Source organism: Tamaricihabitans halophyticus (assembly GCF_004340875.1).
Classification (GTDB): domain Bacteria; phylum Actinomycetota; class Actinomycetes; order Mycobacteriales; family Pseudonocardiaceae; genus Tamaricihabitans; species Tamaricihabitans halophyticus.
Map to the genome: position 1 here is coordinate 273,708 of NZ_SLXQ01000002.1, position 16,691 is coordinate 290,398.

The 16,691-nt window shown below is 67.6% G+C and carries 15 protein-coding genes; 6 read left to right on the forward strand and 9 right to left on the reverse strand.

Annotated features, from left to right (window positions below; genetic code table 11):
• Window positions 1-32: 32 nt before the first annotated feature.
• Window positions 33-1,673 (reverse strand): hypothetical protein, encoded by a 1,641-nt coding sequence (locus EV191_RS08875; RefSeq protein WP_132876440.1) that lies wholly within the window; start codon window positions 1,671-1,673, stop codon window positions 33-35.
• A 413-nt stretch (window positions 1,674-2,086) separates the two neighbouring features.
• Between EV191_RS08875 and EV191_RS08880 the strand changes: the two genes are divergently transcribed.
• From EV191_RS08880 to EV191_RS08895, 4 genes are all read left to right on the forward strand, one after another.
• Entirely contained in the window at window positions 2,087-2,635 is a 549-nt protein-coding gene (locus EV191_RS08880) for a (2Fe-2S)-binding protein (protein WP_132876441.1), read from the forward strand.
• Window positions 2,635-5,001: a xanthine dehydrogenase family protein molybdopterin-binding subunit gene (locus EV191_RS08885; protein WP_132876442.1), complete on the forward strand. Its 2,367-nt coding sequence runs from the start codon at window positions 2,635-2,637 to the stop codon at window positions 4,999-5,001. Before EV191_RS08880 ends, EV191_RS08885 begins: the two co-directional genes overlap by 1 nt.
• Entirely contained in the window at window positions 4,998-5,852 is an 855-nt protein-coding gene (locus EV191_RS08890; protein ID WP_132876443.1) for an FAD binding domain-containing protein, read from the forward strand. The genes EV191_RS08885 and EV191_RS08890 overlap by 4 nt, the downstream gene beginning before the upstream one ends.
• Before the next feature lie 89 nt (window positions 5,853-5,941).
• Window positions 5,942-6,694, forward strand: a complete 753-nt coding sequence (locus EV191_RS08895) for an SRPBCC family protein (RefSeq protein ID WP_132876444.1) — start codon at window positions 5,942-5,944, stop codon at window positions 6,692-6,694.
• Window positions 6,695-6,716: 22 nt separating this feature from the next.
• Here the strand turns inward: EV191_RS08895 and EV191_RS08900 are convergent, their stop codons facing one another.
• The 5 genes from EV191_RS08900 to EV191_RS08920 all read right to left on the reverse strand — a co-directional run bounded on the left by EV191_RS08900 (window position 6,717) and on the right by EV191_RS08920 (window position 10,795).
• Window positions 6,717-7,520, reverse strand: coding sequence for an alpha/beta hydrolase (locus EV191_RS08900; RefSeq protein WP_341539602.1), 804 nt, complete (start codon window positions 7,518-7,520; stop codon window positions 6,717-6,719).
• Window positions 7,521-7,581: 61 nt separating this feature from the next.
• On the reverse strand, window positions 7,582-8,319 hold the full coding sequence (locus EV191_RS08905) for a DedA family protein (RefSeq protein ID WP_132876445.1): 738 nt from the start codon (window positions 8,317-8,319) through the stop codon (window positions 7,582-7,584).
• 107 nt (window positions 8,320-8,426) lie between these two features.
• Window positions 8,427-9,086 (reverse strand): DedA family protein, encoded by a 660-nt coding sequence (locus EV191_RS08910; protein WP_132876446.1) that lies wholly within the window; start codon window positions 9,084-9,086, stop codon window positions 8,427-8,429.
• A gap of 81 nt (window positions 9,087-9,167) precedes the next feature.
• Window positions 9,168-10,172, reverse strand: coding sequence for a lipoyl synthase (gene lipA / locus EV191_RS08915; protein WP_132876447.1), 1,005 nt, complete (start codon window positions 10,170-10,172; stop codon window positions 9,168-9,170).
• Between the two features lie 89 nt (window positions 10,173-10,261).
• Window positions 10,262-10,795, reverse strand: a complete 534-nt coding sequence (locus EV191_RS08920; protein ID WP_132876448.1) for a hypothetical protein — start codon at window positions 10,793-10,795, stop codon at window positions 10,262-10,264.
• A gap of 130 nt (window positions 10,796-10,925) precedes the next feature.
• Between EV191_RS08920 and EV191_RS08925 the strand changes: the two genes are divergently transcribed.
• Complete coding sequence (locus EV191_RS08925; protein WP_132876713.1) at window positions 10,926-11,528, forward strand: TetR/AcrR family transcriptional regulator; 603 nt, start codon at window positions 10,926-10,928, stop codon at window positions 11,526-11,528.
• 19 nt (window positions 11,529-11,547) lie between these two features.
• Window positions 11,548-12,483, forward strand: coding sequence for an LLM class F420-dependent oxidoreductase (locus EV191_RS08930; protein ID WP_132876449.1), 936 nt, complete (start codon window positions 11,548-11,550; stop codon window positions 12,481-12,483).
• 31 nt (window positions 12,484-12,514) lie between these two features.
• On the opposite strand, the gene lipB is transcribed toward EV191_RS08930, so the two are convergent.
• The 3 genes from lipB to sucB all read right to left on the reverse strand — a co-directional run bounded on the left by lipB (window position 12,515) and on the right by sucB (window position 16,674).
• A complete protein-coding gene (gene lipB, locus EV191_RS08935) occupies window positions 12,515-13,258 on the reverse strand; it encodes a lipoyl(octanoyl) transferase LipB (RefSeq protein WP_132876714.1) in 744 nt (247 codons plus the stop codon).
• A 662-nt stretch (window positions 13,259-13,920) separates the two neighbouring features.
• Window positions 13,921-14,811, reverse strand: a complete 891-nt coding sequence (locus tag EV191_RS08940) for a TIGR01777 family oxidoreductase (protein WP_132876450.1) — start codon at window positions 14,809-14,811, stop codon at window positions 13,921-13,923.
• 84 nt (window positions 14,812-14,895) lie between these two features.
• Window positions 14,896-16,674, reverse strand: coding sequence for a 2-oxoglutarate dehydrogenase, E2 component, dihydrolipoamide succinyltransferase (sucB, locus tag EV191_RS08945; protein ID WP_132876451.1), 1,779 nt, complete (start codon window positions 16,672-16,674; stop codon window positions 14,896-14,898).
• Window positions 16,675-16,691 lie beyond the last annotated feature (17 nt).

Sequence of the window (16,691 nt, forward strand, 5' to 3'; positions counted from 1 at the left end):
CTAACCGAGGACGACGGGACGACGAAGGACGGCTACTCGTACTCTTCACCGTCGCCCTTACCTGGCTTGCCGCCACCGCGGTCGGTTGCTCTGGCGTCGTCTTCCGGGTTCCCGCGGACGTCGATGTCCCCGACGCCGGCGTCCTCCCAGTCGCCCATGATGCGGTCGAAGGCGTGCTGCCTGCCGTCATCGGTCGCGGCGTAGTCCTCCGCGGCGGCCTCGACCTGCTGCGCGGCCAGGACGTAGCGGCCGGTCGACGTGCTGAGGAAGCCGCTGAACTGGTCGCGCAGCTGCTGCAATGCGGTGTCCGCGGTGGTCGCCTTTCCGTCCTGGTCGGCAAGGCTCTTGTCGGCGTCCTCGGTGTCATCGACCTTCGGGGCGAGCGCGTCGTACTGCTCGCCGACGTTGTAGCACACCTTGCTGATCTGCAGGATGTCCTCGATCTCGGCTTCGTAGCCCTTGTCGTCGCCACCGCGGTCGCCCTGTGCGTTGTTCTTTGTCAGGTCGTAGAGCTCCAGGTTGTAGCTGTGCACCCCGTTGAGCCCGTTCTGCAGTTCGGTGACTTTCGCGGAGTACTCCGACTCCATGTCCGACAGCTTGCGGCCCAGCCCGTCGATCTGCGAGTTCAGCGTGTTGACGATCTCCTCGATCTCGTGCGTGTACTCCTGCTGCTTGACCTCGGGGAGCAGCTTCTCACCGAGGAAGCCGACCAGGCTGATCGTCGCGCCCGCCGCGGCGCCGACCCCGGTGAACGAGGAGTAGACGCCGACCGCGGCGCCAATCCCGCTGACCACGGCCCAGCCCTCGCGCAGATCGGTCTTGACCGTGGCCTCCGCGCTGCACGCCTTGGTGGCCCACTGGGACCAGTACAGCGTGTCATTGCGGGCCTTCTGGATGATCGCTGCGCGGGTGGCGTAGAGGTTGGCGAGCGACCCGGCGATGCCGGACTGGTTGGTCATGCTCGGCAGGACCGAGGCGAAGAACCCCTCCTTCGCCCTGCTGGCCGCGAGCCCCGTCCAGCCGGCCCAGAAGTCCTGGCCCTGGCCCCTCTCGTCACCGAGGACGGTGACCTGGTTGGACAGGTCGTCTTCGCTGACGCCGTCGAACTTGCCATCCTTGACCGGCTGGTTGAGTCCGAGGTCGCCGCCGATCTTGACGAGGTCGTCATATGCGTCCTTCAAGGCGCGCAGGTCGTGCGTGTCGAACAGCGGCATCTTGAAGTAGACGTTGTCCCGCTCGCCGTACGCCCACTCGTCGATCAGCTTCAGATTGTCGCCCATGCCGCAACGGATCTGCGGCGGAACGGTGACCATCTCGCCGCCGTCGGCTGGCGTGCCGAGCACGTCGGTCGGCTCGTTGACTCCGGTGTTGCCAGGGCAGGTCACCGCGCTCAGCGAGCCCTGCTGGCCGCCCTCGACCCACTGGACGTACTGGCAGTCGCCGTTGACGAGATGGTGTCGGGCCGCCGTGGCGTGCGCGTTCCACAGTGTCAGCGCGGTCGGCGAGGTCGGGCGCTGGATGACCGTGGGGTAGTCGTAGCTGTACTCCCCGCCCGCGACCACCTCGACGTATTTTTCCCGCCATCGCTTGGTCAACGCCTCGTGGAAGTCGTTCATCGCCACGGATAGCGTCTCCGCGAAGTTCGTGCTGTAAATAGCAGAGGGGGGACTCATAGGTGACTCCTCTCGTGTGTGGTCACCTAATCCGTTCGATGGTTGGACGGTTCCGGTCCCGACCCTGGTTCCCTCGTCGGCCGATGAGGTGCGGTATACCGAGGTGTGGGTGACCGCAAGATTCTTAAGAAACGCGGTTCGGCGGGGCTGGGGCGGCTGGAACATTCGTATTACCGATGGGTTGGCACATCTGGGGGATGCGATCCGCACTTGCTGGTGATTCTGCGCCAAAATCTCCGCGAACGCGGATATAGCCTCGGGGAGGCGCCGCTGCGGACTTGTATGCGAACCGAATGGGGTGCAGGCTCCGAGATGAGTCCGATCATCGCCTCGTTGATGGGATTCGCCGTGTTCCCGATGACCAATCGCAAGGCCCCGCTTCGGCTGCGGGCCACCCACCGACAGGAGGCCCCATGCGCATCTCCGTCACCGTTGATGGAACGAAGTATGACGACGATGTCGAGCCACGCACCCTGCTCGTGCACTACCTGCGTGAACAGCTCGGCAAGACGGGCACCGTGGTCGGCTGCGACACCAGCAACTGCGGGGCCTGCACCGTCCACCTGGACGGGCACAGCGTGAAATCCTGCTCGGTGCTTGCGGTACAGGCCGATGGCTGTGAGGTCAACACCATCGAAGGCCTCGAGCGGGACGGCCAGCTTCACCCCATGCAGCAGGCCTTCCACGACAATCACGCCCTACAGTGCGGTTTCTGCACGCCGGGCATGATCATGCAGTCGCTCGATCTGCTCGCCGACAATCCGAATCCGAACGAGCACGAGGTACGGGAAGGTCTGGAGGGCAACCTCTGCCGGTGTACCGGCTACCAGAACATCGTGCGCGCCGTACAGGATGCCGCCGGCAAGATGAGCCCCGGTGCCGGCCCGGAAGTCGAGCGGGTGGCCAATGAGGTCGCCGGCCGGCACAGTGCCCGCACACCGGTTTCCAGCGGGGGTGAATGATGACCGCCACCATTGAGCCCGAGGTAGGTAAGGCCCGGCGGCGCAAGGAAGACGCCCGGCTGATCACCGGGCGTACCCGCTGGACGGACAACATCGTGTTGCCCGGCATGCTGCATATGGCGATCCTGCGCAGCCCAGTCGCGCATGCCCGGATCACCAGTATCGACACCAGCCAAGCCAGGGGGATGTCCGGGGTCGAAGCGGTGGTCACGGGAGCGGATATCGCCGAGGCGCAGGGCAGCCTGCCGTGCGCATGGCCGATCACCGACGATATGAAGTCGCCGCCGGCGCCCTCGCTTGCCGTGCACACCGTGAAGTTCGCCGGCGAGGCCGTGGCCGCGGTCGTCGCCCGCAGCAAGGCGGAAGCGCAGGACGCGTTGGAAGCCATCGAGGTCGACTACGCCGAACTGCCGGTGGTGCTGGACATGGCGGAGGCCGTGGCCGATGGTGCGCGGCTGACCCACGAAGACCTCGGTACCAACGCGAGCGCCACCTGGAAGTTCGACTCCGCGGAGGCCGGTACCGGGGGCGATGTCGAGCAAGCGATCGCCGACGGCGAGGTCGTGGTGCACCGCACCTTCCGGCAACAGCGGTTGATTCCCGCCTTCATGGAGCCGCGCTCGGTCGTCGTCGACCCGACCGGTGAGCAGCTGACCATGTGGTCGGCCACCCAGATTCCGCACATCCTGCGGTTGATGCTGGCCATGACGCTTGGCGTAGCCGAGCACAAGATCCGGGTCATCGCCCCGGATGTGGGCGGCGGCTTTGGCGGCAAACTGCAGGTCACGCCAGAGGAAGTGATCGCTTTCCTCGTCGCCCGCAAACTCGGCAAGCCGGTGAAGTACACCGAGACCAGGTCCGAGTCGTTGCAGGCCGCGCATCACGGCAGGGACCAGATCCAGAAGCTGACGATGGCCGCTCGAAGGGACGGCACGATCACTGGGCTGAAGGTGGAACTGCTGGCCGATATGGGCGCCTACCTGCGCCTGGTCACCCCCGGGGTGCCGATCCTCGGCGCGTTCATGTTCAACGCGATCTACAAGATCCCCGCGTACCACTTCGCCTGCACGAACGTGTTCACCAACAAGACGCCGACCGATGCATACCGGGGTGCGGGCCGGCCAGAGGCCACCTTCGCCATCGAGCGGATGATGGATGAGCTCGCGGTGGAACTCGGCATGGAACCGCTCGAGGTGCGCGAGAAGAACTGGATCAAGCACGAGGAGTTCCCGTACACCACGGTCTCCACGTTGACCTACGACTCCGGTAACTACGAGGCGGCGACCGCGAAGGCCAAGGACCTGTTCGGTTATGACGCGCTGCGCGCCGAGCAGGCTGAGCGCCGGGCGAAGAACGATCCAGTGCAGCTTGGCATCGGAATCTCCACATTCACCGAGATGTGTGGGCTGGCGCCGTCCCGGGTACTCGGTTCGCTGTCGTATGGCGCGGGCGGTTGGGAACACGCCGCGGTGCGGATGTTGCCGACCGGCAAGGTCGAAGTGGTCACCGGTTCCTCGCCACATGGCCAGGGGCACGAGACGGCGTGGAGCCAGATCGTCGCCGATCAGCTTGGTGTGCCGTTCGAGGACGTCGAGATCCTGCACGGGGACACGCAGTCCTCACACAAGGGAATGGACACCTATGGTTCGCGCTCGCTGACCGTTGGCGCGATGGCGGTGCTGAAGGCCGGTCACAAGGTGATCGACAAGGCTCGGACGATCGCGGCGCATATGATGGAATGCGCGCCGGATGACGTGGAGTTCGAGGCGGGTAAATTCACCGTGCGGGGTACCGATTCCTCGGTCGGCATCCAGGATGTCGCGCTCGCCGTCTTCGCCGCACACGACCTGCCGGACGGTGTGGAGCCATCGCTGGACTCGGAGGCCACCTTCGACCCGGAGAACTTCTCCTTCCCGCACGGCACCCATCTGTGCGCGACCGAAGTGGACACCGAAACCGGTCAGGTGCGCATCCGCTCCTACGTTTGCGTCGACGATATCGGTGCCGTGATCAACCCGCTGATCGTTGAAGGGCAGGTGCACGGCGGACTGGCCCAGGGAATTGCTCAGGCGCTGTTCGAGGAAGCCGTGCACGACGAGAGCGGGACGCTGACCACCGGTACGCTCGTGGACTACCTGGTGCCCTCGGCTGCCGACCTGCCGAGCTTCACCACCGGTCTCACCGAGACCAGGGCGACAAGTAACGAGCTCGGAGTGAAAGGTGTTGGTGAGGCCGGCACCATCGCATCCACGCCGGCCGTGGTGAACGCCGTTGTCGACGCGGTGCGACACCTTGGCGTTGCCGATATCGAGATGCCGTGCACGCCGATGCGCGTATGGCAGGCCATTCACGGAGGTGCACGATGATCCCTGCGGCATTCGACTACACCGCGCCGTCCACTGTGGAGGAAGCGGTCGGTGCGCTTGCCGAAGCGGGTGAGGACGCGAAGGTGCTTGGCGGCGGGCAGAGCCTGCTGCCGGTGCTGCGGATGCGGCTGGCCGCGCCGACAACACTGATCGACCTCGGCAAGGTGGCCGAACTGCGCGGTGTTCGCGAGGACGGCGGCGCGCTCGTGATCGGCGCTATGACCACGCACTACGACGTGCAGCGCGACCCGTTGGTGCAACAGCACGCCGCCTTGCTCGCGCGGGCGACCGACACCGTCGCCGACCCGCAGGTGCGGCACCGGGGAACCTTCGGTGGTTCGATCGCGCATGCGGACCCGGCTGGTGACCTGCTCGCGCCGGCGCTGGCGATGGACACGGAGATGGTGATCGCCGGGCAGGGCGGGCGCCGTACCGTCGCGGCCGCGGATTTCTTCGTGGACTACTTCACCACCGCGCTCGAGCCAGACGAACTGCTGGTGGAGGTGCGGGTACCGAAGCACACCGGATGGCACGCGCACTACGAGAAGTTCAACCGGGTCGCGCAGGCCTGGTCGATCGTCGCGGTAGCGGCCACGGTGCGGGTCGAGGGCACCTCGATAGCCGAGGCCAGGGTCGGCCTGACGAATATGGCCGCCACTCCGGTACGCGCCCACGCGGTCGAGAACGCGCTCGTCGGAGCGCCGGCCACCCCGGAGGCGATCCGCGCCGCCGCCGCCCACGCGGCGGAGGGGACCAGCCCGACAAGTGACGGAAACGCCGATGCGGACTACCGTCAACACCTGGCGCGGACGTTGACCGGGCGCGCGGTCACGGCCGCAGTCAGCGGATAGCGAGGTCGTGTGGGTCCTTTTCGGGCGTTCCGCGTCGCGAAGGGGACCCACGCGTCGACAGCTGTGTCTAGGACGAAGGAGTTTCTGCGTTGATTCTCGAGCACCAGTTTTCCGTGCCGGCACCACTCGACGAGGTGTGGAAGGCGGTGCTCGACCCCGAACGGGTAGCACCCTGTATGCCGGGAGCCACGCTCACCGAGGTGGAAGGGGATTCCTTCCGCGGTTCAGTCAAGGTGAAGCTGGGCCCGATCTCGCTGACGTACAAGGGGTCTGGTGAGTTCAAGGAAAAGAACGAGCAGGCCAAGCGGGTTGTGATCGAAGCTTCGGGTAAGGACGCGCGGGGTGGCGGCACGGCGTCGGCCACCGTGACCGTCACCCTCACCGCAAGCGGTGACAAGACCGATGGCGCGGTACACACCGACCTGAACATCACTGGCCGGCCGGCCCAGTTCGGCAGGGGGATGATTTCCGAGGTCGCTGGCAAGCTGCTTGATTCGTTCGCGCAGTGCCTCGCCGACAAGCTGGGCGGGGCACACGAGGCACCAGCCGCGCAGGACGCCGCCGCATCCAGTGCGGCTTCGGGTAGTTCTGGAGTGGGGCAGACCCCATCCACGGGTGCCGGCGGATCCTCATCGACCGGTGGTGGCACGTCGGCGGCGGGAAGTACGGCCACGGGAAACGCGGCCAGTAGCGGGGCTCCCCAGGACGCCGCCGCGATCGATCTGCTCGACTACGCGGGAACGCCGGTGATCAAGCGGTTGGCACCGGTGATTGGTGGCGCGCTCGTCGTGCTCGTGTTCGTCGCGCTGCGCCGTAAGCGCCGCAAGAAGAAGCGCGGCTAGTTCCCGCTCGTCCCCCGGCGGGTCATCGCCGCGCGACCGCGTCGATGACCCGGTTACCGCTGAGCAACACCGGGTCGTTGTGGTCGGCGCCGGGCACCTCGATCGCGGTCCCGTTCGGGAACGCCTCGGCGACCGCTCGGCTCTGTTCGGCGGGCACGATCGAGTCGGCTGAGCCGAACACCACCGTGGTGGGCGTCTGAATCCGCCGCGCGAGTTCGGCGACCGGAAAGCGATCTTTGAGCAGCCAGCGGGCTGGTAGAAACGGGTACTGCCGCGCGGCTACGTCAGCGAGCTCGGTGAACGGGGAGCGCAGCACCATTGCCGCCGGCGGTCGTTCGGCGGCGAGCCTGGTCAGCACGGCGGCGCCTAGGCTTTCCCCGAAATACCGCAGTTCATCGGCCGGCGCACCGAGTTCACCGACGAGGAAATCGTGCGCGGCACGGGCATCGCGGAGCAGGCCCTCCTCGCTGGGGCTGCCCTCGCTGTCGCCGTAACCGCGGTAGTCGAACAGCAGTACGGACAACCCGCGTTCGGCCAGGGCGCTCGCCAGCGGTGCCCGTAGCGAGCGGTCCCCGCCGTTGCCTGCGGCGACAAGGACCGTCGCGGCCGGTTCGCCAGCCACGGTTGCCCGCGCCGGTAGGTACCAGCCGCGCAACCGCACGCCGTCGCTGGCGACGAAGCTGACGTCGCGGGCACCAGGTAGGACCTCGTTCGCCGGCGCGACCGTGCCGGTGGACGGTAGATAGATCAGTTTGCGCTGGAACAGGTAGGCGCCGCCGAGGATCAGTCCGAGCACCAGCAGTACGACAAGCAGTCCGATCAGCACCCGCTTTCCCCATCCGCGGCCCGTGCCAGGCACCGCCGCACGCGCTGGTCGGGACACCGAATCAGTCGGCGGATTCGGCCTTGGCCGGCTTCACCGACTCGGCGTGCGCGGCGCCTTCGTTGTCCGGGCCTTCGGCGCCCGTGTCGTCGTTATCTGTGCCGTCGTTATTTGTGGCCGCCTTCTCCCGTGCCGCCGCGCGCCGTTTGCGGATGATCATCACGACGATGCCAATCACGAGAAGCGTGACAAGCAGCACGGCGCCCGCCGTGCCGAGCTGGCTCTCGATCGCCTTGGCGGACGCGCCGGCCCCGGCACCGATCCCGATATGCAACGCCGACCACGACGAGGCACCCAGTACCACCGCGGGCAGGAACTTGCGGAACGGAAGTCCGGAGGTGCCTGCCGCCGCGGGTGTCAGCGTGCGCACGACCGGCAGGTACCTGGCGAAGAATACGGCGTACGCGCCCCTGCGGCGGATCAGGTCGGTTGCCTTGTCCCAGTGCTGCTGGCCGATCTTGCGAACCAGTTTCGTCTCGCGCAGTCGCGGACCGAATCGTTTGCCGATCGCGTAGCCGATCGAATCACCGATTCCGGCGCAGACCGTGACGACCAGCCACAGCACGATGAACCGGGTGGGGGTGGTGACACTGGTCGCGGCGAGTAGCAGACCGGACTCGCCGGGTGCGATGAAGCCAAGCCCGATCGTGCATTCCGCGAGTACCAGCGCGCCGGTCGCGGCGACCAGCGCGGGTTGCGGCAAGCTGGCGATGCCTTCGATGAGGTCGGTCAGCAAGGCCACGTGCCGTTCTCCTCCCAGCGGTGCGATGTGGCACCAGTACCGAGGAAGGCAATGATGCGCACGACCCGGATGCGCTCCGGTAGATTCGTCTTCTTCTGACGGTCAGGCTACCGGTCCTGGTTCACCGTGGATTCATCGGCGGCCGACCCGGATTCCCTTTTTGCCCGTTTCCGTTTCACCAAGTACCAGATCAGCGCGGCCACCGCCACGGCACCAAGCAGAATCCAGCTAACCCGGCCAATCGCGTCCTCGATCCACTTCGCCGCCTCGCCAGCGGCCGAACCGATGCCAATATGCAGCGCCGACCACACCGTGGTGCCGACGAGTACGGCGGGCAGGAACTTGCGAAACGCCAGCCCAGAAGCCCCGGCCGCGGCCGGTACCAGGGTTCGCAGCACCGGCAGGAAGATCGCGAAGACCACCGCGAGCGCACCCCTGCGGCGAAGGAAGTCGGTTGCCTTGTCCCAGCCCTGCGCGCCGTGCTTGCGTACGAGCTTGGTCTGCCGGAGCTTGGGCCCGAAGTACTTGCCGATCGCGTACCCGACGGAATATCCCGCCGTCGCGCACAGCGAGGTAACCAGCCACATGATCAGGAACCGAGGTACCGAGTTGGCCGTGGTTCCAGCGATGAACAACGCCGTCTCACCCGGCGCGATGAAGCCGAGGCCGATCGTGCACTCGCCGAATACCAGCAGTCCAGCACCGATGACCACACCGGCCTGCGGCAAACTCTGCAGCCATTCGAGCAGATCGGTCAGCATCGCCATCGTGCCTTTCGCTTCGCCTGTGGCGAGCCTAGCGCTGGATGGCGTGATCTGTCGGACGGCGCGACCAACCGTGCGCCGCGGTCAGCCCCTGGCCAGTAGCGAGCTGGCTTCCTGCGCGGCGGGGCCGGCCTCGGCCAGATGCGCCAGCTGCGCGGGCAGTTCCTCGCCACGGTGCCGCACGGCCTGCGTGTACAGCCGACCGGCCCGGTACGAGGAGCGCACCAACGGCCCGGCCATCACGCCCGCAAACCCGATCTCCTCGGCCTTGTTCGAATGCGCCACGAACTCCTCCGGCTTCACCCAGCGGTCGACCGGATGGTGCCGAGGGGAGGGGCGCAGGTACTGGGTGATGGTGAGGATGTCGCAGCCGGCTTCGTGCAGATCGCGCATGGCCGGTTCGACCTCGTCACTGGTCTCGCCCATGCCGAGGATCAGGTTGGACTTGGTGACCAGCCCTGCCTGCCTGGCCTTGGTGATCACCTCGAGTGAGCGCTCATAGCGGAAGCCGGGGCGAATGCGCTTGAACACCCTCGGCACGGTCTCGAGGTTGTGCGCGAGCACTTCCGGGCGCGAGCCGAACACCTCGGCCAGCTGCTCCTCGTCGGCGTTGAAGTCCGGGATCAGCAGCTCCACACCGGTACCCGGGTTCAGCTGGTGGATCTGCCGGACGGTCTCGGCGTAGAGCCAGGCGCCGCCGTCGGGCTGATCGTCTCGTGCGACGCCAGTCACCGTGGAGTAGCGCAGCCCCATGGCCTGCACCGATTCGGCCACCTTGCGGGGCTCCTCGGTGTCCAGATCATCCGGCCGCCCGGTGTCGATCTGGCAGAAGTCGCACCGCCGGGTGCACTGGCCGCCGCCGATCAGGAAAGTGGCCTCGCGGTCTTCCCAGCATTCGTAGATGTTGGGGCAGCCAGCTTCCTCGCAGACGGTGTGCAGCCCCTCGCGGCGCACCAGGCTTTTGAGCTCGGTGTACTCCGGGCCCATCCGTGCCCGGGTCTTGATCCACGACGGCTTCTTCTCGATGGGCGTCTGGCTGTTGCGAACCTCGAGCCGCAGCAGCTTGCGCCCTTCAGGCACCACACTCACAACGATCACCTTACGCGGCTAGGCGGCCAGGTCGGTACCACGCGTGGCCGCCATCCCATTTGCTGGCGGCCAGTGCTGGGTGGCGTTGTTCAGCCAGCGGGCGCGAGCAACCGGCGCAGTTGCGCGACCGGGCCGCGTGGCCTGCCGGCGGGGCGTGTCGGGGTGCTGGCGATCAGGTTCAGCAGTGCCGTGCCAACCCTGCGGATCTTGTCCGCCGGTTCGGCCGCGCTCGCCAGGCCCGCGTTCAGCGCGAGCATGCTCAGTTCGACATCGCGGCCAGCGCGCAACTGCTCGGGAAAGGCATCGCCGTGCGCGTCCAGCACCGCGCGCAGTTCGGGATTCTGCCGCGCGGTTTCCCGCCAGGCGCGCGAGATCGCGTCCACCCGATCGTCCTCGGCGGCGCCGTGCGCGCCGTGATCCAGGTCGTCCAGCGCGAGGCCGATCCGCCCGGTGAGTAGTTGGTTCCACTTGTGCTGTAAGGCGAGCAGTAGTTCGCCCTCGTTCATGAACACGTCGTATCCGCCGGGGATCTCGGCGAGGGTGACCCGGCCGCCGGTCCGGCGCGCCTGCCGCAGTGCTCGGTCGAGCACCTCGCGGCGGCGATAGAAATCGCTCCAGCTCATGGCTAGACCCCTTTTACGTGACCTGCGTCATACCTTCGGTCTGTGGCATACCGTCGGTATGGTTCCCTGGGTTAAACGTACCACCGGTATGTGGGGTTCCCCGTGTCGTAGAGTTGTGAGTGTGGTGACAGTGCGCGCGAGGCGATTGGACTATTCCGAAGCCACCCGTACCGCCCTGGTGGACGGCGCGGTTGAGCTGTTCACCAAGCACGGCTACGCACAGACCTCACTCGACCAGATTGCCAAACATGCCCGGGTGACCAAGGGTGCGCTCTACCACCATTTCGGTGGGAAGCAGGCACTGTTCGAAGCGGCCTTCGACCGGATGGAAACCGTCTGCCTGCGTCGGGTCGGCGCGGTGCTGGAAGGCGATGGTTCGCCATGGGAACGGGCCAAGGCGGGACTACGCGTCTTCATCGAGATCTGCCTCGAGCCCGGATACCAGCGCATCGTGGTGCATGAGGCGCCCGTAGTGATGGGTTGGGAGCGCTGGCGCGAGGCCGAGGAGAACTTCGGGTTCGGCCTGGTTCGTGCCGGGGTACGGCTGCTGATCGATGCCGGCGAGGTGGCCGAGGTACCCGTCGAGGTCAGCGCGCGGCTGCTCTACGGTGCGCTGTGCTCGGCGGCCGAGCTGATCGCCAGCTCTACCGACCAGCAGAAGGTCGGCGAAGAGGTCGCGGACACGATCGAGCGACTGCTCGAACAGATCCGATCCCGCCCGCAGGCTGGTTGATTCCGCTAGCCTCGGCCAGGTGGATTTGAGGATCTTTACCGAGCCGCAGCAGGGTGCCAGCTATGCGGATCTGCTCCGCGTGGCGCGCTGCACCGAGGATGCCGGCTACTCCGCGTTCTTCCGTTCTGATCACTACTTGAAGATGGGCTCGGCGGACGGGTTGCCCGGCCCGACCGACGCCTGGATCACCCTCGCCGGCTTGGCAAGGGACACCAGTACGGTGCGCCTTGGCACGCTGATGACCGCGGCCACCTTCCGGCTGCCAGGACCACTGGCGATCTCCGTGGCGCAGGTCGACCAGATGTCCGGCGGCAGGGTCGAGTTCGGCTTCGGCAGTGGCTGGTACGCCGAGGAACATGACGCGTACGGCCTGACCCTGCCGCCAATGCGGGAGCGCTTCGACCGCTACGCGGAGCAGCTGGAGATCATCACTGGTCTCTGGGCGACCCCGGATGGCCAGAGCTACTCGTTCAACGGGAAGTACTTCCAGCTGGCCGACTCACCGGCGCTGCCGAAGCCGGCGCAACGCCCCCGGCCGCCCGTGCTGATCGGCGGCGGTGGCAAGAAGCGCACGCCAGCGCTCGCGGCCCGCTTCGCGAACGAGTTCAACCTGCCGTTCATGCCGGCCGAGCAGGCCGCGGCACAGTTCGATCGGGTGGCCGCGGCCTGCGGGGAGATCGGCAGGGACCCTGCCGAGATCACCCGCTCCGCGGCGCTGGTCGCCTGTGTTGGTCGGGACGATGCCGAGGTGGCCAACCGGGCTTCGGCGATTGGCAGGGACGTCGCCGAGCTCAAGGAGAACGGTCTCGCCGGTACGCCAGCCGAGGTGGTGCAGCGGATCGGCGAGTGGCGCGCGCAGACCGGGGTCGAGCGGATCTACCTGCAGATGCTCGATCTGTCCGACCTGGCCCAGATTGAGCTGATCGCCAGCGAGGTCGCGCCCCAGCTTCGGTGACGACTACGCTCGGTAACCGTGCTCTTTTAGATTAGCGAGTCTGCAACGTGAAGGTGACTCCGGGAGCGCTTGGCTGGTCCGCCCGGTCCAGCCAACGCTCTGTCACCGGCAGCGTGCCGGCCAGCGCCGCCAGCACCGCTTCGGTGGCCAGCGGGCGCACCTCGTCCACCGTGACGTCGCGATCCAGCTCGGCGCTCAGTGAGGTCACCCCGGCATCACTGATCCCGCACGGCACGATCTTGCCGAACTCGCCGAGGTCCGAGTTGCAGTTGATCTCGAACCCGTGCATGGTGACGCCGCGCTGCACGCGGATACCGATCGCGGCGATCTTGCGCTCCGGGCCGCGCGCATCGGCCGCGAGCCACACCCCGCTGCGCCCGTCGACGCGACCGGTTGGCACGCCGAGCGTGTCGCATACCGCGATCAGCGCCTGTTCGAGGCGCCGAACGTAGTCGACCACGTCAATCGGATCGGCCAGTTTGACAATCGGGTAGCCGACCAGCTGACCGGGGCCGTGCCAGGTGATCTTTCCGCCCCGATCCACATCCACGACCGGGGTCCCGTCGTCCGGCCGCTCATGCGGTTCGGTGCGCTTGCCCGCCGTGTACACCGAAGGGTGCTCGAGCAGCAGCATGGTGTCGCCCTCACGCCCCTCGTCGCGGGCGGTTACCAGCTCGCGCTGCAGCTCCCATGCCTCCTGGTAGTCCACCGTGCCAAGGGAACGGACCCGTACGGGTTCGGTCGCGGCGCGGCAGGGGCTTTGCGTCGTCGTCACGATGTCGAGCTTACGGCCGTCGCGACCGGTGGTTGGTGGGCCGGTCGATGTAGGGACCGGTCGATGTAGAGAGAGGATCACCATGCCGAGCAGGCCAACCCCAAGTACCCCGAGGACGGCGCCAATCGTGTCCGTCAGCCAGTGCACGCCAAGCAGCAAACGCAGGATCGCGGACAGCAGCACCGCGAGCACGCCGCAGCTGACCGCGTACCGCAGCAACCGCCTGGCCAGCAGCAGGCAGTACAGGGTGGCGAGCAGGGCTACGACAGTGACCGAGACGACATGCGAGCTCGGATAGCTCAGATCCGGGTAGGCCCTCGGTCGCTCGCGGTCGAAGAGCGGCTTCGCCAGGGAGACCGCCCGGCAGGCGATGCCGAGCAGCACCAGGCGGAGCAGGATCCCGGCGCGGTGGCGATCGCCGCGTAGGTAGCGCAGGCCAGCCGTCACCGCGAGCACGGCCATGGTGACCGCGTACAGCGAAGGCCCGAACAGGTCGCTCAGTATCGCGAGGACCTGCCCGGCACTGGTCTGCCAGAGCCCGTCGAACCGGGCGGCCAGCCAGGCATCCGGCGTGCTCGGTGCCGCCCGGACCGCGAACCCCAACCCGATGCAGGAAAGGATCGCGAGTGTTCCGGCCAGGGTGAGGTGGCGGCTTCCCGCGCTCACCGGCGCGTCGACCGGGCGAGTGCCTCGGCGAGTTCCGGGTATTCGAAGGTGAATCCCTGCCGCAGTAGCGCGGCGGGAACGGCCCGCTGGCCGAACAGCAGCATCTCCTCAAGTTGCTGGCCGCCGAGCGCCCGCAACGCGAAGGCGGGGGCAACCCACGGCGTGGGCCGGTGCACGGCCGCGCCGAGCGCTCGGGTGAAGGCTCGGTTGGTCGCGGGGTTCGGCGCGCACATGTTCACCGGACCGCTCAGCTCCTCGTGCTCGACCGCGAAGGTGACGGCGGCGGTGAAATCGGTGAGCTGAATCCACGGCAGGTACTGCTCACCCTGGCCGAACCGGGCACCGAGCATCGCCTGAAACACCGGTCGCAGCATGCCGAGCAGCCCGCCGGTCCTGGCCAGCACCGGACCGGTGCGTAGCAACACCACCCTGGTGCCCGCGTCCGCCGCCGGCTGTGTCGCCTGTTCCCAGTCCACGCACAGTTCGGCAAGAAAACCCGTGCCGGCCGCGGCGGTCTCGTCCACTTCCGTGGCACCCGTATCGCCGTAGTACCCGACCGCCGAAGCGTTGATCAGCACCGGGATCTGGTGCTCGGCTACCGCGGCGGCGAGTACCTCGGTCGGTTCCAGCCTGCTGTCCCTGATCAGCTGTTTACGGGCGGCGCTCCACCGCGCTGGCGCGAGCGGTCGGCCACAAAGATTGAGCACCGCCGAGACGCCGTCCAGCGCATCCTCGGCCAACCGGCCAGCTGGCGGATCCCAGGCGCGCTCAGCTGGGCCGGTTGGTTGTCGGCGCACCAGCCGCAGCACGTCATGCCCTGCCGAACGCAGTGCCGAGGTGACGGCCGCGCCGAGAAACCCAGACGATCCAGCGATCAACACCCGCATGGCGATGATGGTGCCATCGTTTCGAGAAAAAGCCACGGGGGCGGACCCCGCATCGCGGTCCGCCCCCGTGGTAGCAAACGGTCGTTACAGGCCGAGGTCGGCTTCGAACGCGCCCTCCTGCAACCGGTTCTTGACCGTGGTCAGGAACCGGCCCGCGTCCGCGCCGTCGACGAGCCGGTGGTCGTAGGTCAGCGCGAGGTAGACCATCGAGCGGATCGCGATGGTGTCCTCCCCGTTCGCGTCACTCACCACGACCGGCCGCTTCACGATCGAACCGACACCGAGGATCCCGACCTGTGGCTGGACCAGGATCGGGGTGTCGCTCAGCGCGCCATTGGTGCCCAGGTTGGTCAGCGAGAACGTGCCGCCCGCAAGCTCGTCCGGCTTGATCTGGTTGGTGCGGGCCCGCGCGGCAAGATCGTTGATCTTGTGTGACAGCCCGGCCACGTTCAGCTCACCCGCGTTGTGCACCACCGCGTTGAGTAGGCCGCGCTCGGTGTCCACCGCGATACCCAGGTGCTCGGCACCGTGATACGTGATCTGCTTGGCTTCCTCGTCGATCGAGGCGTTCAGCACCGGATGCTGTTTGAGCGCCTCGACCGTGGCCTTCGCGAAGAACGGCAGGAAGGTCAGCTTCACGCCTTCCCGCTGTTCGAAGTTGGCCTTCGCCTGCGCCCGCAGCCGCGCGATCTTGGTGACGTCCACCTCGAACAGCTGGGTGAGCTGCGCGGAGACCGCGAGCGATTCCCTGGTGCGCTGCGCGACGATCTGGCGCAGCCGGGGCAGTTTCTGCACGGTGCCGCGTAGCCCATCAGCCTCACCCGACGGTGCGGCTGGCGCGGCTGGCGCTGCCGGAGCACTCGGTGCGGCTGCCGGCGCGGCGGCCGCCTTGGCCGCCTCGACCGCGGCAAGCACATCCTGCTTGCGGATCCGGCCGCCGACCCCGCTGCCCTTGATCGTGTTCAGGTCAACACCGTGCTCGCCGGCCAGCTTGCGGACCAGCGGCGTGACGTACGGCGCGCCGCCCGCCGGTGCCGCGTCCACCTGTGGCTGCGCCGGCGCCGGTGCGGCGGGAGCGGCCGGTGGCGCGGGAGCAGGTTCGGGTGCGGCATGCCTGGCGGCTGCCGGCTCGGCTGGTGCGGCCGGCTGGGCTGGCGCTGGCTGGGCTGGCGGTTCGGGCGCTGCCGGTGCTGGTTCGGGCGCCGGTGGGGTAGGAGCTGGCGCGGCAGCGGCACCGGCCGCGCCGACTACCGCCAACTGGCCGCCCACCTCGACCGTGTCGTCCTCGCCGGCGAGGATTTCCAACACCGTGCCGGCTACTGGCGAAGGGATCTCGGTGTCGACCTTGTCGGTGGACACTTCCAGCAACGGCTCGTCGACCTCGACGGCCTCGCCGACCTGCTTCAACCAGCGGGTGACGGTGCCCTCGGTGACGCTTTCGCCGAGCGCGGGCATGCTGACCGTCGTGCCGCTCGCCGCGCCACCGGTAGGTGGTGCGGGCGCCGCCTCCTGCGGCGCCGGCTCAGTTGCCGGCGGCGCGGCCGCGGGCTCCGGTTCGGCCGCGGGCTCCGGTTCGGCCGCGGGCTCCGGTGTCGGCGCCGCGGCCGGCGCGGGCTCGGCCGCCGCGCCATCGCCGATCAGCGCGAGCTCGGCGCCGACCTCGACGGTGTCGTCTTCTTGCGCCAGGATCCGTTGGACGGTGCCCGCCGCGGGGGATGGGATCTCGGTGTCGACCTTGTCGGTGGACACTTCCAGCAACGGCTCGTCGACCTCGACGCTGTCACCCTCCTGCTTCAACCAGCGGGTGATCGTGCCCTCGGTGACGCTTTCGCCAAGTGCCGGCATCTGGACGGAGAAGGCCATCTGTTCGCTGACTCCTC